We start from the raw sequence: 22566 nt of genomic DNA, 5'->3' as shown, positions 1-22566 counted from the left end.
TGCAGGAATGGGGAACGGTCACTAAGGTAGCGCTGTCTCAGGACGCAAGCAATGCAAACGTGGCAACAGGCATGTGCAGAGCGTCCATACTGCCCAAAACAAGATCAATAACACCCCGGAGGGTGGCGCCGGTACCTTCGACTCGCCGTAGTCGAGACAGCGCTATCTCACCGAGCAGGAGGTACTGATGAACCCTTCCCTGACCGCGATCGTAGTAATGGGCGTGGCTGGTTGCGGCAAGAGCTGCATCGGCGCTGCCATCGCCGCGCGCAGCGGCGGCCGCCTGATCGAAGGCGATGCCTTCCACCCTGCCGCCAATATCGAAAAGATGAGCGCCGGCATCCCCCTTGACGACGACGACCGCGCCGGCTGGCTGCTGCGTCTTGGCGAAGAGCTGCAGGCCACGCTGGCTGCAGGCGAGCGCCCGATCCTGACCTGCTCGGCGCTCAAGCGCCGCTATCGCCAGACCCTGCGCGACGCCGTGCCCACCCTGGCGTTCGTATTCCTTGAACTGACCCCGGAAGAAGCCGAAAAGCGCGTGCTGGCCAGGCCTGGGCATTTCATGCCCGCCAGCCTGATCGAAAGCCAGTTCGCCGCCCTGGAAACCCCTGAGGGCGAGCCGCACACCCTGGCGCTCGACGCCACGCGCCCAATTGCAGCGCTGGCCGAGAGCGTGGACACCTGGCTAAAGCGCGACGGTGAGCGGAGCTTGGCGCGTATCGCCTGAACAGGCGGTTACCCGGCTCACCAAAGATAGCGCTGTCTCAAGACTTCACCCTTTGCAATACGCTGCACCTGAAAACGCTACGCCACTAACAACAACGACAAGACCGAGGCATAAGAACCATGTTCGGACTGGCTACTGATACCTTCCTGTTGCTCGACGCGCTGGTCACCATCGTCGGGCTGATCCTGCTGATCACCCATTTCAAGGTCCACCCCTTCGTTGCCCTTACCCTGGCCGCAGGCTTTCTCGGCCTGACTTCCGGCATGCCAGTGGCCAAGGTCATGAAGTCGTTCCAGGACGGCTTTGGCGGGGTGCTGGGCTTTGTCGGCATCGTCCTGGCGCTGGGCACCATGCTCGGCAAGCTGATGGCCGATTCCGGCGGTGCCGACCAGATCGCGCAAACGCTGATCCGCGCCTTCGGCAAACAGAAGGTGCACTGGGCGATGATGTTCGCCGCATTTCTGGTAGGCATCCCGCTGTTCTTCGAGATCGGCTTCGTGCTGCTGATCCCGCTGGTGTTCATCGTCGCCCGCCGCTCGGGGGTGTCGCTGGTGAAAATCGGCATCCCCCTGCTGGCCGGGCTTTCGGTGGTCCACGGCCTGGTGCCGCCCCATCCGGGGCCGCTGCTGGCTATTGGCATCTTCAACGCCGACATCGGCAAGACCATCTTCTACGGCCTGCTGGTGGCGCTGCCCACGGCGGTTATCGCAGGGCCGCTGTTCGGCAACTTCATCTCGCGCTACATCCCCGGCAACCCGTCGCAGGAGCTGATGGACCAGATTGCCCGCGACTCCAGCCGCGACAACCTGCCAAGCTTTACCGTCACCCTGGCTACCGTGCTGCTGCCGGTGGTGCTGATGCTGCTCAAGACCTTCGCTGACGTGGTGCTGCCTGCCGAGCACATCGTGCGCCAATGGATGGACCTGATCGGCCACCCGATCACCGCCCTGCTCGCGGCCCTGCTGCTGGCGTTCTACACCTTTGGTTCGGCTCGCGGTTTCAGCCGCCAGCAAATCATGAAGATGCTCGACCAAAGCCTGGCGCCCACGGCTGCCATCGTGCTGATCGTCGGGGCCGGCGGCGGCTTCAAGCAGATGCTGGTAGACACCGGCGTGGGCAATGTCATCGGGCAGATGGCCGTGCAGGCTGAAATCTCGCCAATCATGCTGGCCTGGCTGGTGGCAGCTGTGATCCGCATTGCCACCGGCTCTGCAACCGTGGCTACCATCACCGGCGCCGGCATCGTCGCCCCGGTGATCGACCTGGTACCCGGCGTCAACCGCGAGTTGCTGGTACTGGCCACGGGCGCAGGCTCGCTGATCCTGTCCCACGTGAACGACGCAGGCTTCTGGCTGGTCAAGCAGTACTTCAACATGACTGTGGCCGAAACCTTCAAGACCTGGAGCATGATGGAGACCATTCTTTCGGTGGTCGGCATCATCTTCATCATGTTGCTGTCGATGGTGGTGTAACCGTTGATCGGGGCGATGGCACCTTGATGAAGGGGCGCAGGCCCTAATGGGAAAGACGGCGTGGGGTGTATTTTGCGCCCTGCGCTGTCCGGCCTCAGTCATCGCAAAGGAGTCTGCCCTATGAAACGTGCTTATTTGCTAGCAGCCCTGCTCGCCTCGCCACTGGCGTTTGCCGTCGGCACCGGGACTACCTACCCGGACGACCCGCACAACCCGGCCCCACAACCTGGCGTGGACAGCACCCTTAACCCCATCGAAAAGCCGATGCCACGTGACACCGACCCGCGTATCCAAGGCAACGACCCGGACAGCCCGCCGAGCAAGCAAAACGACAGCCGCGACCTGCCGGGGATGAACGGCGGTAGTGGGTCTGAAGGGATGGGGCGTGATGGTGGTGGCTCAGGCAACGCTGGCAAGCCATGACAGGTTTGTACAATGTCATGGCCTCATCGCAGGCTGGCGCCAGCTCCCACAGAGGCCATGTTTAACCGCAACACTGCTGGTTGGACCCAACCCTGTGGAAATGATAGAGAGTTGTGGCGAGCGGGCTTGTCCCGCGTTGGGCTGCGCAGCAGCCCTAACAACCCAAGGGGCTGCTGCGCAGCCCAACGCGGGGCAAGCCCGCTCGCCACAAGGAGATATGTCTGGCGGGAAGAGGCTTGTACAAAACCATAGAATCTCCCACCAGGACCGCGTCAGCTGCGATATGGGTGCCTGGCTCAATTCTTGTGGGAGCTGGCGCCAGCCTGCGATGAGGCCGGTCCAAGCCTGCGCAGCAACGTCAGCGTGATCAGTAATCCAACCGTTCCACCGCCCGCCGCCGCTCGTTGTCATCGCGCCGGTCATACGCAGCGGTGGTCTGGATATTGGCGTGGTGCGCAAGCTTTTGGGCAATCGACAGGTCATGCTCCTCGATCACCCGGGTGATGAACGCGCGGCGGAAGTCATGCGGCATGATCTTCGCGCCTACCTGTGCGCCGCGCTGGCGAGCAATGTAGTAGATCGCATGCTTGGTGATGCGTGCGCGGGTGATGTGGTTGCCCCGGCGGATGCGATTGAACAGAAACCCATCGTCCTCCACGCCGGCCGGCAATTGCTGGCGGCGCAGGTCCAGCCAGGCTTGCAACTTCTCGAACGCCCATGCCGGGGCGTATTTGAGCAACTGCCGGTTGCCTTTGCCCAGCACCACCACGCTGCGTTCGGCAAAATCGACCTGAGCCAGGTCGACGTCCACCGACTCTGACTTGCGCATGCCGGTGCCGTACAACAGCGCCAGTATTGCCGCATCGCGCACGCCCTGCGGGCGCGGGTCGGCCGCACAGACATCCATCAATTCGCGGATCAAGCTGCGCCGCAGGTTGCGCCCCGGCGGCAGGCGGCTGCCGCTGGCCGGCTTGATCTCGCGGATCTTCAGCAGTTGCTCATGCTCAATCAGCCCCTGGCGCCATGCCTCGTTCATAACCCCTCGCACAGCATTCACGTACAGCGAGGAGGTGTTCGGGGCGTAGCCATCGGTGCGCAGCGCGGCGACCAATGCAACCACGTGGCCGGGCTCAAGGTGGTGCCAGGGCACATCGGCAATGTCGACCTCGACAAAGCCCAGGCGATCGGCGGCGTCCTGCAGGATGTAGCGCATGGTCAGCTGGCTGGAGGGGGCCAAGCGAGCCAGGTACTGCAGCAGCGGATTGCGCAGAAGGTCGGTCACAACGAAAGTCCTGTAGCGTGGAGCGGGTCAATATGACTCTTAATGCTGTCGTAACGACAGCATCCGGCATGAGTCATTGTGACCGCAAAGGCTGCCATCACCTTGATATTCAAGGCTTTGCGCGATGGCACGAATCGTGATGGTACCCCATCACTCTTCCGGAATCGAACCGAGGTCCGCCCTAATGCTCGTTCAGCCGATCAGCGCCCGCCCGCGCCAAGCCCTCTGGGCGCTGGGTTTTCGCCCGTTCTTTCTGGCCGGCAGTGCCTTCGCACTGGTCGCCCTGCTGTTGTGGGGGGCGGTGCTGACCGGCATCGTGCAGCCAACGCCCGCCGGCGGCATGCTCGCCTGGCACCGGCACGAGATGCTGTTTGGCTTTGCCGTGGCGATTGTCGCGGGGTTTCTGCTGACGGCCGTGCAAACCTGGAGCGGCATGCCGGGGTTGTCCGGGCGGCCGCTGCAAGGGTTGTTTCTGCTGTGGCTGCTGGGCCGAGTGAGCTGGTTCGTGCCACTGCCCTCTTGGTTGCTGATAACACTGCACGGCGCATTCCTGCCGCTGGTGGCGCTGGCCTTGGCGCGGCCGATCGTCATCCGGCGGCTGCGTAACAACTACCCGATCGTGGTGCTGGTGATGCTGCTGGCGGGCTGCCAGTGGCTGACCCTGCTGGGCTGGCTGAACCAGGACGAGCGCTGGCAGCGCCATGGCGTGCTGGCCGGGCTATGGCTGGTAGCGGCGATGATGAGCGTGATCGGCGGCCGGGTGATTCCGTTCTTCACCCGTCGCGGGCTGGGCAACATGGCCCCTGCGATACCGCGCCCTTGGCTGGACCGAGCTTGCCTGCTGGGCAGCATCGCATTGCCGGCGACCTATGCGCTGGGCCTCAACGACACTCCACAACCGCTGATGGCGGTGCTGTTCGCCGGGCTGGGTGCACTGCACGTGGTGCGATTGGCGTTGTGGCATGACCGCGGCATCTGGCGGGTACCGCTGCTGTGGTCGCTGCATGTGGCCTACGCGTGGCTGGTCCCGGCCTGCCTTGGGTTGGCGTTGTGGCATGCCGGGGTCGAGGTCAGCCCGAGCCTCGCGGTGCATGCCTTGAGCGTGGGCGGCATGACCGGTTTGATCGTGGCGATGATGGCACGGGTGAGCCTGGGGCATACCGGGCGGGCGCTGGAAGTGCCGCGCAGCGTAGGTTGGGCGTTTGCATTTATCCAACTGGCAGCCTTGGTCCGCGTGGCCTTTGTGCCATTCACGGCGCAGGCGTTGGGTCTATCGGTGCTGCTTGCAGCCACAGGCCTGGGGCTGTTCGTTTGGCACTACTGGGCGATATTGACCCAACCCCGGGTGGATGGGATGGCTGGGTGACTGCTCGCCTTGGCGCGCCAAATGAGTGCATGGGGGCTGGCGGAGCGGCTGCAGAGCTGGCATCTTGACGCCTTCCCCCGCGCAACAGGACGCGCCCAATGGCTTTGCACCTCTGGCTGACTTTCTCCCTCGCCTACCTGATCACCTCACTCAGCCCCGGCCCCAATGTGCTGCTGACCGTGCGCAACGCGCTGCGCTACGGCCCGTCGGGAATGGGCATGACCCTGTTTGGCAACCTCGCCGCGCAATTGCTGGCAATCAGCGCAGTGGCGATGGGCGTGGGCGCCCTGCTGGTGTCGCTGCCAGCGGCGTTTCTTGCGCTCAAACTGGTCGGCGCGGGGTACCTGATCTATCTCGGCCTGCGTCAGCTACTGGCACGTCGCCCCGCCAGCATCCCTGCCGAGCGGGTCGCACGGGTCAGCAACCACAGCAAATGGCGCATTGGCCTTGAGGCGTTTCTGGTATCGGTCAGCAACCCCAAGACCTTGGTGTTCTTCTGCGCCTTCCTGCCGCAATTTCTCGAGCCAGGCCGGCCCATTTTTGGCCAGTTCGCGGCCATGTACCTGAGCATGGCGCTGATTGTCTGCCTGGTGCACTCGGTGTATTGCTTTACCGCCTACCGCTTCGGCCAGCGCCTCAAGGCATCGCGGGTTGCCGCCTGGTGCAAGCGCGCTACCGGCGCCCTCTTCATCGGGCTGGGTGTGCGCCTGCTCAACACCAAGGCGGTCTGAGCGCTATTCGCCGGCCTTGAGCAGCAAGGCCGCGATGATTGCCAGCAGGGCAAACACACAAGCGACATAACCCAAGGCGCCCAGGCCCAAGGTCTGGATCGCCACGCCCCCCAGCGCGGCGCCTGCGGCAATACCGCCGTTGGCCGCCGACACATTCAACGTCCCCGCCAGCGCCTGGGCCTTGGCCCCGGCCTGCATCACCCGCACCTGGCACACCGGGAACAACGCTGTGTAGGCAATGCCCCAGAGCACCAGGGCGGCGATCAGCAATGGCGTGTTCGCGGCCAGCGGCACTGCCGCGCCCATGCCCAAGGCCAGCATTACCAGCAACAGTACGGTGGCACGCAGCGGGCTGCGGTCAGTGATGCGCCCGGCCAAGGCGTTACCCAGCATACCGACCACGCCAAAGCCCATCAGCCACCAGCCGACCTGGCTGGCCGGCACCCCGGCCACCTGCTCGAGGATCTCGGCCAGGTAGGTGTAGGCGGTGAACATCGCACTGAACACCAGCGCCGACAACAGCACATGGGCAATGAAGCGCCGGTCCTTGAGGATTACCGTCTGCCGCTCGCCGCTGGCCCGCTTGGGCACCGCCGGCATGCTCGGCAGGCACGCCGACATCAGCAGCGCCACCAACAGGCACAGGCCTGACAACAGCCAGAAACTGCCGCGCCACCCCACCAGCCCCGCCGCCACGGTGCCCAATGGGATACCGAACACGAATGCAGCGGTGATGCCCAGGTAGACCCGCGACACCGCCCAACCCTCGCGGCCTTTGCCGGCCAGTTGCCCTGCGCTTTCGCTGGCGGTGCCCCAGAACACCGGCAACGCCAACGCGGCGATGAACCGCGACAGGGCCAGCACCCAAAGGCTGGGCGCCACTGCCGAGAGTACATTGGCTGCGGCAAACACCAGCAGAATGCCGATGAACAGCGGTTTGCGCGGCAGCGGTGACAGCCAGGCGGTCAGCGGCGGGCCGAACAGCATGACTGTCACCGCGAACAGGGTGACCAACTGGCCGGCACCGGCTACGGACAGGCCCAAGTCCCGCGCCAGTGCCGGCAACAGGCCAAGAATCAGAAATTCGGTGGTCAGCACGGCAAAGCCGCCGATTGCGAGCAGTGCAATGGGCAGCCCGGCGCGGCTGGCCGGGCGCTCGGCTTCACAGATCACAGCAGAGGTTGGCATAGCTAAACAATCCTGTATAAACGACGGGCCAGTTTAATCGGGAACTATATTCCGATTGCTGGCACTTATTCCGATATAAGCAGAACAGAATTCACTAATAGCGAGCCGAACATGAGCGCCTCCGAACGCCTCAAGGATATCGACCTGTTCGTCAGCGTGGCCAATGCTGGCAGCTTCAACGCCGCTGCCGAGCGCCTGAACCTTACCGCCTCGGCTGTCAGCAAAGGCATCGCGCGGCTGGAGCGGCGCCTGCAGGTACGCCTGTTCGAGCGCACCACCCGGCGCCTGGCGCTGACCGACGGAGGCGCGGCCTACTACCGCACCTGCAGCCGGGTGCTGGGCGAGCTGGAAGATGCCGAGCTAGCGCTGAACGATGAGCACCAGACGCCCAGCGGCACCTTGCGCATCGACCTGCCGGCCAGCTTCGGTCGCCTGCATGCGCTGCCGGCGGTGCTGGCGTTTGCCGCGCAGCATCCCAAGGTACAGCCACACATCACAATGTCAGACCGCTTTGTTGACCTGGCCGAACAAGGTATCGACGTTGTGGTACGTATCGGCGGGCCAGACACCTGGCAGCCCGGCATCGAGCACCACTACCTGGGCAACCAGCGCCTGGTGTTCTGCGCATCTCCCGCCTACCTGGCCCGCCATGGCACGCCGCGCAACGAACAGCAGTTACACGCCCACGGCTGCGTGCTGTATGCCAACACCGACGGCAGCACCCCGCCGCTGCACTTCACCGGCTCGCGCCAAGGGGTGGACCAGCTAAGGGCGATGCCCGGGCGGCTGGCGATTGGTGATGGTGAAGGCCAGGCCATGGCTGTGGTGGCCGGGCTTGGCATCGCCCAGTTGCCGACCTGGCTGGTGCAGCGGCAACTGGATGACGGCAGCTTGCAACAGATACTGCCCGAGTGCGAGGTTCAAGGGCTGCCCATCAACCTCGCCTGGCGCCGCAACCGCGGGCATCTGCCCAAAGTCAGCGGGCTGGTGCACGCCTTGGGCGAGCGCCTGGCAGCGGTGATCAGGTAGCGTCAGGCAGGTTACAGGAACGTGAAGACCTGCTCAGCCGGCAGGCGCGACTTGCCAAGCCCTGCGTTGAAGTCTTCGCTGCTGCGGTAGCCCAGCGCCATGACCACGACGCTGGTCAAACCGCGCTCACGCAGGCCGAGTTCTGCGTCCATCACCTTGAAGTCGAACCCTTCGATGGGCGTGGCATCAAGGTCATAGGCCGCAGCGCCCAGCAGCGCGGTGCCCAAGGCCAGGTACACCTGCTTCTCCATCCAATGCTGCAGGTCCTTGTAGTTGTAACGGTGCAGGTCGGCGTAGAAGCGCCGGGTCTGGTCACCGGTGGCCTTGGCCTGCTCGTCGCGGTAGCGGCCGTCTTTGTCTTCCTGGGCCAGCACCGCCTGCAGGTGGGCATCTGTCATGTCGGTACGTGCCGCGAATACGATCACATGGGAGGCGTTGAGGATCTTCGCCGTGTTGTAGGCGTAATCGGCCTCGGTGCTCTTGGCAAGGCGCGCCTTGCCCTCGGCGCTGTCGGCGACAATGAAATGCCAAGGCTGCGAGTTGACCGAGGACGGGCTGTGGCGCAGTTGTTCGAGCAACGCATCGACAGTGGCCTGGGGGATGCGGCGGCTGGCATCGTAGGCTTTGGTGGTGTAGCGGCGCTTGGCCAGGGCAACAGTATCCATCAATGCAAATTCCTGTGGGATCGAGGGGTGAGGCGCATCTTAGTGATACGCCGATAAAAGAAAACCCGCGCAATCGAGCAACACTTTCAGCGCAACGGCGAAAATCCCGTCCTTCGCGCTGCACATTCGTTCCAGACCTGCCCGTGCAGCTGGGTTAAGGTAGGCGCTTTCTCTGCAAGGGCTGCCCCATGAGCCACTGGATTGACCTCAGACAGGACGCCGACACCGGCATCGAGTCGGTCCGCGCGCATTTCACCGGCCACGCCTACGACCCGCACTGGCACGATAGCTTTCTGGTGGGTTGCACCGAACAGGGCGTGCAGCAGTTCCACTGCCGCCGGGTGCGCTATCACAGCACGCCCGGGCAGGTCTTTCTGCTCGAACCCGGCGACCTCCACGACGGCCTGGCCCCCACCGCCGAGGGCTTTACCTACTCAACCCTGTACCTTGAGGCCGCCTGGCTTGAGGCCGAACTGCGCGCGCTGTTCGAACACGCCCCCGCCAGCGCCCTGCCCAGCTTTGCCGCTACCCTGCATTGCGATGCACGGCTGGCGGGGGCGACGGCGCGGGCCTTTCATTCGGTGCACCAGCAAGAACTGCGCATCGTGCGCCAGACCGCGCTGGACGACCTGCTCGCCTGCCTGACGGGCCACCTGCAATGGCGCAAACGGCTGGACCCCGACCCACGGCTGCCGCTGACCGCGCAGATCGCCCGCGATTACCTGCATGCCCATTTGGACCAGGACATCGGCCTGGTGGAGCTGGCGCAGGTCTGCGGGGTCGATCGCTTTCGCCTCACCCGCGCGTTCAAGGCGGCCTTCGGCCTGGCCCCGCACGCCTACCTCATCCAGCTGCGCCTGGCCCGTGCGCGGCAGTTGCTGGCCCGGGGCGACACCCCGGCAGAAGTCGCCATGGCCTTGGGTTTTGCCGACCAGAGCCACTTGGGCCGCTGGTTCCGCCGCGCCTTCCGGCTGACCCCGGCCGACTACCGCAAGCGCTGCTCAAACCTTCCAGACTGAGGCAACCCCAGCCGCGAACATGGGTTTCGTTCAACCGGAGCCTTTGCCCATGTCACACACGTTGTTGCCCTTTATGCTCTTTGCCCTGGCCGGCAGTATCAGCCCAGGGCCGACCAACCTGCTGATCCTGGCGCATAGCGCCCGTCACGGCCTGCGCGCAAGCCTGGCGCCGATGCTCGCGGCCTGTAGCGCAGCAACGCTGATCGTGCTGCTGGTCGGGCTGGGGCTGGGTGAGTTGCTGTTGAGCTACCCACTGGCCCAGCAGGTGATGAGCTGGGGCGGTGCGTTGTGGCTGAGCTGGCTGGCCTGGCGCATGCTGCGCGCTGCCGGTGAACCCTTGCAGGCCCAGGCCAACAGCGGCTTCAGCGCCTGGAGCGCGGCCACACTGCAGTTGGTCAACCCCAAGGTCTGGCTGATGGCAGTGGCGATGATCGGGGTGTTCGCCACACCCATGCTGCCGGTGTGGCGCTTGTCGCTGGTGTTCTTGCTGGTGGCGATACCGTGCATGACCACCTGGGTGCTGCTGGGTGTCGGCAGCGCCCGCTGGCTGCGTTCACCACGCGTGCTGCGCTGGTTCAACCAGAGCTTGGCGGGGTTGCTTCTGGTATCGGCGTGGTCGGCGGTGCTGGTTTAGGGCTGAGCAAAGTAATAGCGGTCAAGGCTGCCTTTGCCGAAGTAGCGTTCGTACTCCTGGATGGCGTACAGGTCCATCATGCCGGCGATGTAGTCGGTTACCTTGCGCTCGGTACTTGCGTCAATCGAGCGCAACTCTGCCGGCAACAGCATGTTGTCGCGGTTGTATTTCGGGTCGCTGTAAACCTCGAACAGCTTACGGATCACATGAGCGCCCTTCTTTTCGTAAAGCTGCACGTCTTTTTTGCGCAGAATCGCTTTGAACAGCAGCTTTTTGAGGCCCTCCGCGAGCTTGGCATGCTGCCGGTAGCCTAGCTGCCCATTGACCAAGTCGATATCCGAACACAGGGTGTAGACAATTTGGGAAGTGAGTTCCTTTTTCAGCACCATGGCGAATTCCTCGGATGACCCCAGACGGTTGGCCTGCATGGCGTCATCGCGCACTTTGTTGGCCAAGTCCGCGAGGGCATCGTATGCGCAATTGAATTTCGGGCTGATCCGGAACTCATGAAGGATCTCGTCCAGGCTAATCAGGCCGAAGCTCAGCGCGTCTTCCAGATCATGAGCGGCATAAGCGATCTCGTCAGCCAAGTCCATTATCTCGGCGTCGATGCTCTTGGTGATCTGCAGGTCATGCTGGCGCAGCTCTCGACTCAGAAACTCGTGATCATCGTCATAGAGGAATTTTTTCGGGTTATTGGCTCGCAGATGGAAGTACTTGGTCACCCCCATCAGCGTGCGCACATTCAGGTTCAGGCCATCATAGGCATGATGCTTGCGTTCCAAGGTTCGCAGAATACGAAACGCTTGGGCGTTACCCTCATAACCGCCGCAGGGCTTGCACAGTTCGTCGAGCACAGTCTCGCCATGGTGGCCGAATGGCGGGTTACCGATGTCATGGGCAAGCGCCGCCGCTTCGGCAACCACGGTGACATCGAGTTTCAAGTCGCTGGCGATACTGCGAGCAATCTGCGCAACCTCCAGGCTATGGGTGAGCCGATTGCGATTGAAGCGTCCGGCGTCGATGCCCAGCAGTTGCATCTTGCCCTGCAGTCGCCGGAACGATGACGAGTACAGAATGCGGGCGTAATCACGCATCAGCGTTTCACGGCCCTCGGAGCGGCCGTGCTCATTCGGGTCGACCCTGTACTCCAGCTTGGCCACAAGAGCCTCCTGGTGCCTGGCATATGCAATGACGTCTTGGTTGTACATGAGCTCTTCCATAGTGGCGTTTTGGTGTTTTCCCACTCATAAATGACACCCTCCGAAAGACCTGTCAAAAACTAGGTGTTTATTCAGCAAACCCGAAGGTAAGGCGCTTCTGACATCCACCCACCGCCTATCCCACTTGCAGTAAACTGCCGCCTCCAAAGCGCTCAAGGCCCCCGACCATGCCCCGTTTGTCTGCATTGCTGCTCCCCCTGCTGCTGCTCACCGCCCTCACCGCCTGCGACCAGCAGCCTTCGCGCGAGGAGCAGATCGTCGCGAGCCTGCCACTGCAGGAAGCCTACGACCACAATATCGACCGCATGGCGCAGCTGTTGGCGATGACCCACCGCCAGGTGCCGCAGGAGAAAATCCGCGAAGTGCTGCGCAAGCACCTCACGGTCGATGACCAGCGCGAGGACCTCTACCGCCTGTACAGCAAGAAGAATTTCAACGACCAGGAGTTCGCGCTGATCATCGAGGCGACCCGTGACCCGGCCAAAGCCAAGGCAATGGGCGAGACCGAAGAAGGCAAGCGCCTGGGCGACAAGCTTTCCAACTTGATGCGCGAAAGCGCCAACGACCCCAAGGTGCAGGCCATCGTCGAGCAGCGCATGCGCCAGGTGAATATCGAGCTGGAACAGATGGGCCAGCCGCAGGGCTGACTGTCGCCACCGCCCGTCGCGGCGCGGGCACCCGCGCCGCTGGTGACTTGCCAACACTTAGGTAATCACCCGATCGGGAGACCGACATGAACCGCAATCAACTGCATGGCCTGTGCCTGGCTTTGTGCCTGAGCACCGGCGCCCCGCTCGCCCTGGCGGCGACGGACATGAACGACAACCCGCCCCTGCCCGGCCAGCAACAACCTGGTACGGGCACCCTTGACCAACGCGGCCCAAGCGGTTCGGGGGTGCCGGGCGATGGCATGGGCACAGGCGACGGCACCGTCAACCCTGGCAACGATGACACCCGCAATGGCGTGGGCAACCCGGGGACGGGGCGTACCGCTCCGGATGTAGGCAACCCCGGCGGCATGCGTACCACACCTGACGCCGGCAACCCCGGCACGGGCCGTGGCACCCCGGCCACGCTAGGCTCTTCCGGGGGGACTGGCGGTGGAGGCTAGAGTTTATTCAGGCTCGGCGGACCACACGGCAAGCTCATAGCCATCGGGGTCGATGAACTGGAAACGCCGCCCGCCAGGGAAGGCGAATATCTCTCGGCTGATCCGCGCCCGAGCGGCCTCGACCCGGCGCTGGGCCGCGGCCAGGTCTGCGGCGTAAAGAATGACCAAAGGCCCGCCTGGGCGCACCGGCTCACCCGTAGTGAAACCACCGGTAAGCCGGCCATCGCTGAATTCACAGTAGGTCGGCCCGTAGTCGGTGAAGCGCCAACCAAATACAGCGCCGTAAAACGCCTTGCTACGGGGGATATCGGCCACGTTGAATTCGATGTTGTCGATCTGCTGGTCCTTGCCTCGCTGGCCCATGGCGGCCTCCTTGGTGGGTAATAGAGCGCTAGCATAGTGCCGGGGCATCCTACGGTCCACGCTGCGGGAGCGGCCTTGTGTCGCGAAAGGCAATCAATGTCTTATTAATGTCATGTTGCAGTCATAGGATTGACCTTGATCTGACATTTTCTTCAAGGATGACTGCCCCATGCGTCGCGTCGTATTCAACCAGAAAGGCGGTGTAGGCAAGTCCAGCATCGCCTGCAACCTGGCAGCCGCCAGTGCAGCCGAGGGCTATCGAACCCTGCTGGTGGACCTCGACCCACAAGCCAACGCCAGCTACTACCTGACAGGCCTCGGCGCCGACGCCATTGGCCCTGGCATTGCCGACTTCTTCCGCCAGACGCTTGCGCCGAACCCCGCCACCGGCAAGAAGCACCGCGCGATAATCACCGAAACCCGCTACGCCAACCTGCACCTGATCAGCGCCAGCGCCGAGCTTGCCGACCTGCAAGGCAAGCTTGAGAGCAAATACAAGATCAACAAGCTGCGCAAGCTGCTGGTGGAGTTGTCGGCGGACTACGAACGCATCTACATCGACACCCCGCCAGCGCTGAATTTCTATACCTTCAGTGCGCTGGTTGCCGCTGAGCGCTTGCTGATCCCCTACGACTGCGACAGTTTCTCGCGCCAGGCCCTGCTCAGCGTGATGAGCGAGGTCGAGGAACTGCGCCAGGACCACAACCCGGCGCTTGAGGTAGAAGGCATCGTTGTCAACCAGTTCGCCGCGCGCACCGCCCTGCACAAGACCTTGGTCGAGCAGCTACGTGCCGAGGGCCTGCCGGTACTGCCGGTGTACCTGAGCAGCTCGATCAAGATGCGCGAATCGCACCAGGCCGGCGTACCGCTGGTGCATCTGGCGCCACGGCATCGCCTGGCCCTGGAGTTCGTGCAACTGCTGGACGTGCTGGAGCGGGCCGCCTGAACAAGGACTAGCGCAGCAGTTCCTGGATTTTCGCCGTCAACGTATCCAGGTCGAACGGTTTGGCCAGAATGGGCGCACGCTTGGCAATGGGGCTTGCGGACTCAAGGATTTCAGCCGGGTAACCGCTGATGAAAATCACCTTGAGGTCTGGGCGCAACTTGACCGCAGGCTCGGCAATCTCGACCCCGGAAATACCGCCTGGCAAGCGAAAGTCGGTGACCATAAGGTCCAGGTGCGGCTTGCTGGCCAGAATGGCGAACGCTTCTTCGCCGTTTTCGGCCACCAGCACGTGGTAACCCTCACCCGCCAGGTAATCCCGCAAAATCATGCGTATCGCTGGCTCGTCTTCGACGATCAGGACCACATCTTGTGCATCTTCACTCATGACAACGCCTTCGAATTCAAAAGGATGGCTATCAGACCCCAGGCTTACACAGAGGTTGCCTGGGCCTGGTCGCTTTGCTGCAGCAACACCGGCCGCGGCAGGTAGACACTGAACGTGGAGCCCTGCCCCTCGGCGCTGTCCACCTGAATACGGCCGCCGTGTGCCAGCACGATCTGCTCGGAAATGTACAAGCCCAGGCCCAGCCCGCCACTGGCCTGATGGGCGGCAACCCGCTCGAACTGCTGGAAAATCCGCTGCTGGTTGTGCGCGCTGATGCCAATGCCCGAATCCTTGACCTGAACGCAGGCCATGCCACCCTCTTCGAACACGCGCACTTGCACAGGTTTGCGGTCGCCATAGCGCAGGGCGTTGGACAACAGGTTGGCGAGCACCTGCTCAATGCGAAATTCATCCCACTCGCCCTGCAACGCCTCGCACTGGGTCAGCTCGATGTAGGTATCCAGCGCGCCGGCCTGGGCGGCGAAGTTGGCCACCAGCCCTTTTACCAGTTGGGCAAGGTCGAACGCCTTGGGCCGGATAGACAGCTTGCCAGTGCGGATGCGCGACACATCGAGCATGTCCTCGACCAGGCGAATCAGGCTATTGATCTGCCGCTCGTCACGCTCGACCATGGCCCGCAGCTTGTCCTCACTGAACGCCGCCAGATTGCCCCGCGACAGGTGCATACGCCGCAGCTGGGCTTCCAGAATCAGCCCGTTGAGCGGCGTACGTACCTCGTGCGAGACGATCGACATGAAGTCGTCGCGCATGCGCACCGCATGCTCCAGCTCACCACGGGCGGTCTGCAACTGGGCCAGCAGCTTTTCCTGCTCGGCGCGGCTGCGCTCAAGGTCTTGCAACTGACGGTCAAGGGCCTTGCGCTGGCGGAACAGGTCGACGAACACCGATACCTTGCTCTTCACCGCCAGGGTATCCAAGGGCTTATGCAGAAAGTCGACCGCGCCGCTCTCGTAGCCTTTGAACGCGTAGTTCATTTCGCGCCCGGCAGCACTGACGAACACGATGGGGATGTTGCGGGTTTTCTCCGTGCCACGCATCAGCTCTGCCAGCTCGAAGCCGTTCATGCCCGGCATCTGCACATCAAGGATGGCCAGGGCGAACTCGTGCTCGAGCAACAACGACAGCGCTTGCTCTGCCGACAGGGCCTGGTGCACTTCGCGGTCAGGCCCCTGGATCAAGGCGTCGAGGGCCAGCAGGTTCTCTGGCAGGTCGTCGACGATCAGCAGTTTGGCGATAGTATGACTCAGCATGCGCTTGGGTCCAGAGTAGCGAGCAACTGCCCGATACCGCTCAATGAAAGTATATGGTCCGGGCTGTGCAGGGCCAGTGCGGCCTCCGGCATCAGCGCAACCTGTGCGTCGCGGGGGTCTTGGACGATAGTCCGGCCGCCGCTTTGTTTGATGTACAAAAGCCCTCGGGCGCCGTCTTCGTTGGCCCCGGTCAGCAGCACGCCAAGCAGGCTTGGGCCATACGCGTCGGCTGCGGATTCAAACAGAAAATCAATCGCCGGTCGCGAAAAATGCACCGGGTCTTCCTGGCTTAGCGACAGGGTGAAGTCACGCTCCACCGACAGGTGATAACCCGGCCCGGCTACATAGACCACACCGTTTTCAATACGTGCCTTGTCCACGGCCTCAAGCACCGGTCGCGCCAGGCGCCGCTGCAGCACCTCGGCAAGCTGGCTGTCGCGGCCCTCAGGCAGGTGCAGCACACACAGTACCGGCAGGCTGAAGCCCTGAGGCAGCGCGCCAAGCACGCTGAACAACGCCGAGACGCCACCCGCCGAGGCGCCGATCACCACCGCGCGAATGCCGTTCATGACTTGCGGTAGATCCGTTCAGGCCTGACCAGCGGCTCGAAGCGCTCGCCATAGGCCGAGAAATCCACCGACTCCTTGCTGCCCAGCACCAGAAAGCCACGGTGGCACAGCGATTCATGGAACAGCCCGAACGCGCGGTCCTGCAACGCCTTGTTGAAATAAATCAGCACATTGCGGCACGACACCAGCTGGGTTTCGGAAAACACGCTGTCGGTGGCCAGGCTGTGGTCGGCGAAGGTCACGTTTTCGCGCAGCGTGCTGTCCATGATGGCGTTGCCATAAGCGGCCGTGTAGTACTCGGCAAAGTCGCGACGGCCGCCGGCCTTGCGGTAGTTTTCCTCGTACTCGCCCATGCGCTCCAGTGAATAGATGCCTTGCTTGGCACGCTCCAGCGAGTGCGGGTTGATGTCGGTGGCATAGATGATGGTGCGTTCGAGCAGCCCTTCCTCGCGCAGCAGGATGGCCATCGAGTACACCTCCTCGCCCGTGCTGCAGCCGGCAATCCACACCTTGATCGAAGGCCAGGTGCGCAGCAGCGGCACCACTTCGTTGCGCAGCGCCAGAAAATGCCCGGGGTCGCGGAACATCTCGCTGACCGGGATCGTCAGGTACTGCAGCAGCTCCATGAACATGCCCGGGTCGTGCAGCACCTTCTCTTGCAACGCAGTCACTGTGCGGCAATCGAACTGGCGCAGCGCGTGAAGGATCCGGCGCTTGATCGAAGCGCCGGAGTAATCGCGAAAATCGTAGCTGTACTTGAGGTAGATCGCCTCGATCAACAGCCGGATTTCAATGTCGGTATTGCGTTCACTGGTCAAGATTTCAAATTCGCTCCAATTGCGGCAGCCACACGCGGATCAACGAGAACAAGCGGTCCAGGTCGATCGGTTTGGCCAGGTAATCATTGGCGCCAGCCTGCAGGCAGCGTTGCTGGTCGTCTTTCATCGCCTTGGCGGTTACCGCGATGATCGGCAGCTTGCGCCAGCGCGGTTGCTGGCGGATAAGCCGGGTGGCCTCGTAGCCGTCCATTTCCGGCATCATCACATCCATCAGCACCAGGTCGATATCATCATTGGCCTCCAGCACTTCAATGGCCTCGCGGCCGTTACGGCCGATTTCGACGATGGCGCCTTTGTGCTCCAGCGCGCTGGTCAGGGCGAAGATGTTGCGTACATCGTCGTCCACCAGCAGAATCTTGCGCCCTTCAAACACCTTGTCACGGCTGCGCGCGGTCTTGAGCATGCGCTGGCGTTCGTTGGACAACTGCGCCTCGACCTTGTGCAGGAACAACGTCACTTCATCGAGCAGCCGCTCCGGCGAGCGTGCGCCCTTGATGATGATCGACCGCGAGTATTTCAGCAGGTCGGTTTCTTCTTCACGGGTCAGGTTGCGCCCGGTATAGACGATCACCGGCGGGAAACTGCGGATGTCTTCGGCCGTCATGCGCTTGAGCAGCTCGTTGCCGAGCATGTCCGGCAGCTTGAGGTCGATGATCATGCAGTCGTAAATGTTCTCGCGCAGCAGGTCCAGCGCGTCCTGGGCCATACCCACGGCGGTGATCTCGATGTCATCGTCGCCAATCAGGCGGGCGATGCTTTCGCGCTGCAGGTCATCGTCCTCGACCAGCAGGATACGCTTGAGCTTCTGGGTAAGCTTGGCTTCCAGACGCGCGAACACTTCCTTGAGCTCTTCGCGGCTGGTGGGCTTGACCGCATAGCCGACCGCGCCCATGTGCATGGCGGCCTCGACGCGGTCCTCGACCGAGATGATATGCACCGGAATGTGCCGGGTGCCGGCCTGCTCTTTCAGACGTTGCAGCACGGTCAGGCCGGAGTGGTCCGGCAGGCGCATATCCAGCAGGATCGCATCCGGCAGGTATTGTGCGGCCAGCTCGAAACCGTCGTCGGCGGCGTGCGCCACCAGGCAGCTGTAGCCCAGTTCGTGGGCCAGGTCGTAGAGGATGCGGGCAAAATTCGGCTCGTCCTCGATTACCAGGATGCAGCGGTTGCTGAAAGGCGCCAGTTCCCGGTCATCGGCAAAGGCTGGGGCCACTCGCTCGGTGCGCGCAGGCTGGGTGACCTGCGGCGCCGGCGGCAGCGTGTCCACTGCTGGGCGCAGGCTCAGCACCTCGTTGGCTTCATCGCCTGCTTCGTAGCGTTCTGGCAATACCAGGCTGAACACACTGCCTTGGCCGGGGCTGCTGTCGACGTTGATCTGCCCGCCCAGCAAGTGCGCCAGGTCTCGGGAGATCGACAAGCCAAGGCCGGTACCGCCATAACGGCGGTTGCTGGTGCCATCGACTTGGTGGAAAGCGCCGAACACGGCTTCATGCTGGTCGGCTGCGATGCCAATGCCGGTGTCGCGCACGGCAAACACCAAGCCGTGGCCCACCTGGTGGCTGATATGCAGGCTGACCTGGCCACGCTCGGTGAACTTGATGGCGTTGGACAGCAGGTTCTTGAGGATCTGCTCCAGGCGCTGGCGGTCGGTGAACAAGGTAGCCGGCAGCGGCTGTTCCAGCTGCACGGCAAAGTTCAGGCCTTTGTCGCGGGCCAGCGGCAGGAACATGCTCTGCAGGCCTTCGACCAGGCGCTGCAGCGGCGTGGTTTCGGGGCGTACCTCAAGCTTGCCGGCTTCGACTTTGGCGATGTCGAGAATATCGTTGATCAGGTTGAGCAGGTCGTTGCCGGCCGAGTAGATCGACTCGGCGAACTTGATCTGCTCCTGGCTCAGGTTGCCCTCGCCGTTCTCGGCCAGCAGCTTGGCCAGAATCAGCGAACTGTTCAGCGGCGTGCGCAGCTCGTGGGACATGTTGGCAAGGAATTCAGACTTGTACTTGCTGGAGCGTTGCAGGTCGTCGGCGCGGGCCTGCAGCTCGACCTGGGCGCTGTTCAGCTCGCTGTTCTTGCGGTCCAGCGCCTCGGTGCGCTCGGCCAGTTGCTCGTTGGTCTGCTCAAGCTCGGCCTGCTGGGTTTCCAGGTAGGCTTGAGATTCCTTGAGCACCCGCGACTGTTCCTCAAGCTCTTCGTTGGCAGTTTTGAGCTCTTCCTGCTGCACTTGCAGCTCTTCGTTGAGCTGCTGGGTTTCGGCGAGCACTTCTTGCAGGCGCTGGCGGTAGCGCGCGCTTTCTATCGACAGGCCAATGTTGTCGGAAACCCGCTCAAGCAGCTCGCCATCGCGCTCGTGCAGCGGGCGCAACAGGCCAAGCTCCAACACACCGTTGATGCGGCCGTTTTCCTGCACCGGCATCAGCAAGCCGCTGCGTGGCAGGCCCGACCCCAGGCCCGTGCTCAGGCGGTAGTAATCTTCTGGCAGGTTCTCCAGGCGCAGCAGGCGCCCCTGCGTTGCTGCCTGGCCCAACAGGCCTGCGTGTTCACCCACTTGCTGGTTGCGCGTCTGCTGTTCGGGGTCCAGGCCGTAACTGGCCACCCGCACCAGTTTGCCGTGGTCGTCCCGCACATACAGCGCACCGACCACACTGCCCAGGTAGCTTGCAAAGAACCGCAGCACGCTTTCGCCCAGCAACGGCAGGGTCTGCTGGCCCAATACCTGCTCGGCAAGCTGGGTTTGCCCGGCGCGCAGCCAGGCCTGGTGCTCCAGGCGCTCGGCTGCGCGCTGCTGGGCCTGCATGTTCGCCACATAGCTGTCGGACAGCGCCAGCAAGTCGCGCCGGCCCAGGTAAGCCAGCAAAGCACTCAGCGTAACGATAAACAGCACGAAACCGGTCATGGCGGTGACGGTGACGTTGTTTACCGTCTGGTTGCGCGACATGCGCAGCTGTTGCTCGGTATCGATCAGGCCGTCGAACTCCTTGCGGATTTCATCGGTAATGCGCTTGCCGCGGCCATTGCCGATGGACGCCTGATAATCGCCGTTGGTGCGGCGCTGGGCGATCATCTCGCTGCCAAATTCGTTCCAGGCGCGCTGCAACGCCACCAGGCGGTCGATACGGTCGACCTGCTGCGGGTTATCGATAACCAGACCGCGCAAACTGTCGAGGCTGCTGAAAATACGCGGTTTGGCCACCTCGTAGGGGTCGAGAAAGCGCTCGTCGCCGGTAATCAGGAAGCCACGCATGCCGGTTTCCATATCGATCGACAGCTTGACCGTCTCGTTGGCATTGCCGATCACTCGATCGGTATGCTCGACCCATTGCATGGCCGACAGCAGGTAGTTGATGACCGCGACAAACGCCACGGCCCCCAGAAGCCCCACTCCCAGGGGCAGGCCGACGTTGCGGCTGAGCAGCTTGCGAAAGCTGCGTTGATCCATCGAGGCTGCTTGAATCATCTGATTGACGCCCGAGCGAAAAAGTCCGTTGAACAGTGTTGGCGGTTACTTCTTGTATGAATTGCCCCACGCCACACCGGCCGGTGAATACAGCGAGTTTAACCAGCTTTGCCGGTGCTGACAGGGCATTTAGCCAGTATTTGAATGTGGTGTGAGGCAATCGTTCCATCTATTTGCATGGCCCGGTAAGCTTGGGAACTTATGCCCGCGCGGTGTGCACAGAGTAGAGACCATTCATTGATACAGGACCCAAACATGCTTCTACTGGTAGTCGAGGATGACGACATCGTTCGCATGCTGATTGTCGAAGTGCTTGAAGAGCTGGACTACACGGTGCTTGAGGCTGAAAATGCGGGCGCGGCGCTGACTATTCTGCAGGACCCGGACCAGCCACTGGCCCTGCTGATGACAGACATCGGGTTGCCCGACATGTCCGGCCACGAGCTGGCCGCGCGGGCACGCCAGCTGCGGCCGTCGCTACCTGTACTGTTTGCCAGCGGCTATGCCGAGAACGTCAATGCTGCCGATGGTATGCACGTCATCGGCAAACCTTTCACCATCGATCAGCTGCGCGACAAGGTGGTCGGTATTCTCGCCGCGGCCTGACGCCGCAAACTCATGCTTAAATAAGGGCCTTTTCGCGCGAGGCCCTTCTACATGCCCCATCTTCTGGCCATCGGCCATCGTTGGCCCGAGCTGCAGGCTTGCAGTGCAAGCGGGCACTTGCTCGACATCCTCAAAGGCTTTATCGCTCAAGGCTGGTACGTAAGCTTTACCTGCCCTGCCGAGCCTGCAGCACACCACGTGGGCCTCGCAGAGCTGGGCATCAACACGGAAGACTGCATGGATGACAGCGCTTGGGCCCGCTTACCGGCTGCTGATGCGGTACTGTTCGACCGCTTCTCAGGCGAAGAGCGCTTCGGCCAGCAGGTGCGCCAACAATACCCCAACGCACTGTGCATGCTGCTGACCAGCGGCCTTGAAAGCCTGTGCCAGGCGCGCCAGCAGTTGCTGCGCACGCGCCTGGTCGAAGGCTTGGACCCGAATGATTTCCGCACCCTGTTCGCAACCCCAGGGCCCGAGCTGTACCGGCATATGGCGCCCTCTGCGACCACCCAGCGCGAGCTGGCGGCGGTCTGGCGCTGCGACCTTGCACTGGTCGGCAGCGAGGTCGAGATCGACCTGCTGATCAACGGCTTTGGCGTACCGGAATATCTGCTGCACCACTGCCCACCGGTGGTTGAAGCGCCTTCCAACCCTCGCCCGTATGCCGAGCGGGCGAATTTCGTCAGCGTGGGCGACTTCGCCGACCCTGCGCACTTTGATGCCCTGTTGTGGATCCGCCACAACCTGTGGCCGATGCTGCGCAGGCAGTTGCCGCAGGCGCAGCTTCATCTATATGGCGCCAATCCATCCGCCAAGGCACTGGCGCTGCATCATCCCGATGATGGCTTGCATGTGCTGGGCCCGCTGGCCGATGCAACCGACGTGATGAGCCAGGCAAAGGTGTGCCTGGCGCCGCTACGCTTTGGCGCCGGAGTTGACAGGCAATTACTTGAGGCGTTGCGCTGCGCGACGCCGAGCGTGACCACCCCACTTGGGGCGCAGGGTTTTGGCGGCCAGCAAGCATGGCCTGGCAGCATCGAAGGCACCGCCGAAGGGCTGGCCAAGGCCGCTGCACAGTTGTATGCCGATCAAGGCCTGTGGCAGCGGGCGCAGGATGCCTGCACGCCGCTACTGCGCAGGGGCTTCGACCCGGTTCGCCAGCGCGCGGCGCTGATCGGGCGGGTCGAGCACAGCCTCGGGCACCTGGATGACCTGCGGCTGTTCAACTTCACCGGGGCGATGTTGCGCCGCTCGCCCCAGGGCTGA

At 62.9% G+C, this 22566-nt stretch carries 23 protein-coding genes; 13 read left to right on the top strand and 10 right to left on the bottom strand.

The genetic code is table 11. The features are described from left to right. Nucleotides 1-187 precede the first annotated feature (187 nt). The 3 genes from HU719_RS07695 (at nt 188) to HU719_RS07685 (ending at nt 2622) form a co-directional block, all read left to right on the top strand. Nucleotides 188-727, top strand: coding sequence for a gluconokinase (locus HU719_RS07695; protein WP_186516165.1), 540 nt, complete (start codon nt 188-190; stop codon nt 725-727). A gap of 119 nt (nt 728-846) precedes the next feature. Then, nucleotides 847-2199, top strand: coding sequence for a GntP family permease (locus HU719_RS07690; RefSeq protein ID WP_186534594.1), 1353 nt, complete (start codon nt 847-849; stop codon nt 2197-2199). 120 nt (nt 2200-2319) lie between these two features. Next, nucleotides 2320-2622, top strand: coding sequence for a hypothetical protein (locus HU719_RS07685; protein WP_186516163.1), 303 nt, complete (start codon nt 2320-2322; stop codon nt 2620-2622). A 367-nt stretch (nt 2623-2989) separates the two neighbouring features. Here the strand turns inward: HU719_RS07685 and HU719_RS07680 are convergent, their stop codons facing one another. Further along, entirely contained in the window at nt 2990-3904 is a 915-nt protein-coding gene (locus HU719_RS07680) for a tyrosine-type recombinase/integrase (RefSeq protein WP_186516162.1), read from the bottom strand. 184 nt (nt 3905-4088) lie between these two features. Here HU719_RS07680 and HU719_RS07675 point away from each other — a divergent pair, with 184 nt between their 5' ends. Further along, nucleotides 4089-5270, top strand: coding sequence for an NnrS family protein (locus HU719_RS07675; protein WP_186534593.1), 1182 nt, complete (start codon nt 4089-4091; stop codon nt 5268-5270). A 98-nt stretch (nt 5271-5368) separates the two neighbouring features. Further along, nucleotides 5369-6001, top strand: coding sequence for a LysE family translocator (locus HU719_RS07670; protein WP_186534592.1), 633 nt, complete (start codon nt 5369-5371; stop codon nt 5999-6001). A gap of 3 nt (nt 6002-6004) precedes the next feature. Here HU719_RS07670 and HU719_RS07665 read toward each other — a convergent pair whose 3' ends face one another. Then, nucleotides 6005-7189: an MFS transporter gene (locus HU719_RS07665; protein ID WP_186534591.1), complete on the bottom strand. Its 1185-nt coding sequence runs from the start codon at nt 7187-7189 to the stop codon at nt 6005-6007. Nucleotides 7190-7300: 111 nt separating this feature from the next. Here HU719_RS07665 and HU719_RS07660 point away from each other — a divergent pair, with 111 nt between their 5' ends. Beyond that, on the top strand, nt 7301-8218 hold the full coding sequence (locus HU719_RS07660; RefSeq protein WP_186534590.1) for a LysR family transcriptional regulator: 918 nt from the start codon (nt 7301-7303) through the stop codon (nt 8216-8218). A gap of 11 nt (nt 8219-8229) precedes the next feature. Here HU719_RS07660 and nfsB read toward each other — a convergent pair whose 3' ends face one another. Continuing rightward, the gene (gene nfsB / locus HU719_RS07655; RefSeq protein ID WP_186516155.1) at nt 8230-8883 is read right to left on the bottom strand and encodes an oxygen-insensitive NAD(P)H nitroreductase; all 654 of its coding nucleotides are present in this window, start codon (nt 8881-8883) and stop codon (nt 8230-8232) included. 188 nt (nt 8884-9071) lie between these two features. Here nfsB and HU719_RS07650 point away from each other — a divergent pair, with 188 nt between their 5' ends. Continuing rightward, nucleotides 9072-9902: an AraC family transcriptional regulator gene (locus HU719_RS07650; protein ID WP_186516154.1), complete on the top strand. Its 831-nt coding sequence runs from the start codon at nt 9072-9074 to the stop codon at nt 9900-9902. Nucleotides 9903-9951: 49 nt separating this feature from the next. Then, nucleotides 9952-10536: a LysE family translocator gene (locus HU719_RS07645; protein WP_186534589.1), complete on the top strand. Its 585-nt coding sequence runs from the start codon at nt 9952-9954 to the stop codon at nt 10534-10536. Here the strand turns inward: HU719_RS07645 and dgt are convergent. Then, nucleotides 10533-11747 carry a dGTP triphosphohydrolase gene (dgt, locus tag HU719_RS07640; protein WP_186534588.1) on the bottom strand — a complete coding sequence of 405 codons (1215 nt, stop codon included), beginning with the start codon at nt 11745-11747 and terminating at the stop codon, nt 10533-10535. The two genes, HU719_RS07645 and dgt, sit on opposite strands and share 4 nt — an antisense overlap. A 179-nt stretch (nt 11748-11926) precedes the next feature. Here dgt and HU719_RS07635 point away from each other — a divergent pair, with 179 nt between their 5' ends. Both HU719_RS07635 and HU719_RS07630 read left to right on the top strand, forming a co-directional pair. Continuing rightward, a complete protein-coding gene (locus HU719_RS07635) occupies nt 11927-12406 on the top strand; it encodes a hypothetical protein (protein ID WP_186534587.1) in 480 nt (159 codons plus the stop codon). Nucleotides 12407-12492: 86 nt separating this feature from the next. Next, a complete protein-coding gene (locus tag HU719_RS07630) occupies nt 12493-12870 on the top strand; it encodes a hypothetical protein (protein WP_186534586.1) in 378 nt (125 codons plus the stop codon). 3 nt (nt 12871-12873) lie between these two features. Here HU719_RS07630 and HU719_RS07625 read toward each other — a convergent pair whose 3' ends face one another. Further along, on the bottom strand, nt 12874-13233 hold the full coding sequence (locus tag HU719_RS07625; RefSeq protein WP_186534585.1) for a VOC family protein: 360 nt from the start codon (nt 13231-13233) through the stop codon (nt 12874-12876). 169 nt (nt 13234-13402) lie between these two features. On the opposite strand from HU719_RS07625, the gene HU719_RS07620 reads away from it, so the two are divergent. Continuing rightward, nucleotides 13403-14179 (top strand): ParA family protein, encoded by a 777-nt coding sequence (locus tag HU719_RS07620; protein WP_186534584.1) that lies wholly within the window; start codon nt 13403-13405, stop codon nt 14177-14179. 7 nt (nt 14180-14186) lie between these two features. Here HU719_RS07620 and HU719_RS07615 read toward each other — a convergent pair whose 3' ends face one another. From HU719_RS07615 to HU719_RS07595, 5 genes are read right to left on the bottom strand one after another with little or no spacing between them, the layout of a single operon-like run. Next, nucleotides 14187-14564 (bottom strand): response regulator, encoded by a 378-nt coding sequence (locus HU719_RS07615; protein WP_186534583.1) that lies wholly within the window; start codon nt 14562-14564, stop codon nt 14187-14189. Nucleotides 14565-14608: 44 nt separating this feature from the next. After that, nucleotides 14609-15835: a hybrid sensor histidine kinase/response regulator gene (locus tag HU719_RS07610; protein WP_186534582.1), complete on the bottom strand. Its 1227-nt coding sequence runs from the start codon at nt 15833-15835 to the stop codon at nt 14609-14611. Beyond that, a complete protein-coding gene (locus HU719_RS07605) occupies nt 15829-16404 on the bottom strand; it encodes a chemotaxis protein CheB (protein ID WP_186519951.1) in 576 nt (191 codons plus the stop codon). The genes HU719_RS07610 and HU719_RS07605 overlap by 7 nt, the downstream gene beginning before the upstream one ends. Further along, complete coding sequence (locus HU719_RS07600; RefSeq protein WP_186534581.1) at nt 16401-17222, bottom strand: CheR family methyltransferase; 822 nt, start codon at nt 17220-17222, stop codon at nt 16401-16403. Before HU719_RS07600 ends, HU719_RS07605 begins: the two co-directional genes overlap by 4 nt. A gap of 4 nt (nt 17223-17226) precedes the next feature. Further along, nucleotides 17227-20694, bottom strand: coding sequence for a response regulator (locus HU719_RS07595; RefSeq protein WP_186519953.1), 3468 nt, complete (start codon nt 20692-20694; stop codon nt 17227-17229). A gap of 255 nt (nt 20695-20949) precedes the next feature. Between HU719_RS07595 and HU719_RS07590 the strand changes: the two genes are divergently transcribed. Together HU719_RS07590 and HU719_RS07585 are read left to right on the top strand one after the other, a co-directional pair. Beyond that, complete coding sequence (locus HU719_RS07590; protein WP_186519954.1) at nt 20950-21300, top strand: response regulator; 351 nt, start codon at nt 20950-20952, stop codon at nt 21298-21300. 51 nt (nt 21301-21351) lie between these two features. Next, nucleotides 21352-22566 (top strand): glycosyltransferase, encoded by a 1215-nt coding sequence (locus tag HU719_RS07585; RefSeq protein ID WP_186534580.1) that lies wholly within the window; start codon nt 21352-21354, stop codon nt 22564-22566.

The organism is Pseudomonas farsensis (assembly GCF_014268805.2).
Taxonomy (GTDB): Bacteria; Pseudomonadota; Gammaproteobacteria; order Pseudomonadales; family Pseudomonadaceae; genus Aquipseudomonas; species Aquipseudomonas farsensis.
This window is presented reverse-complemented; position numbering and strand designations above follow the sequence as displayed.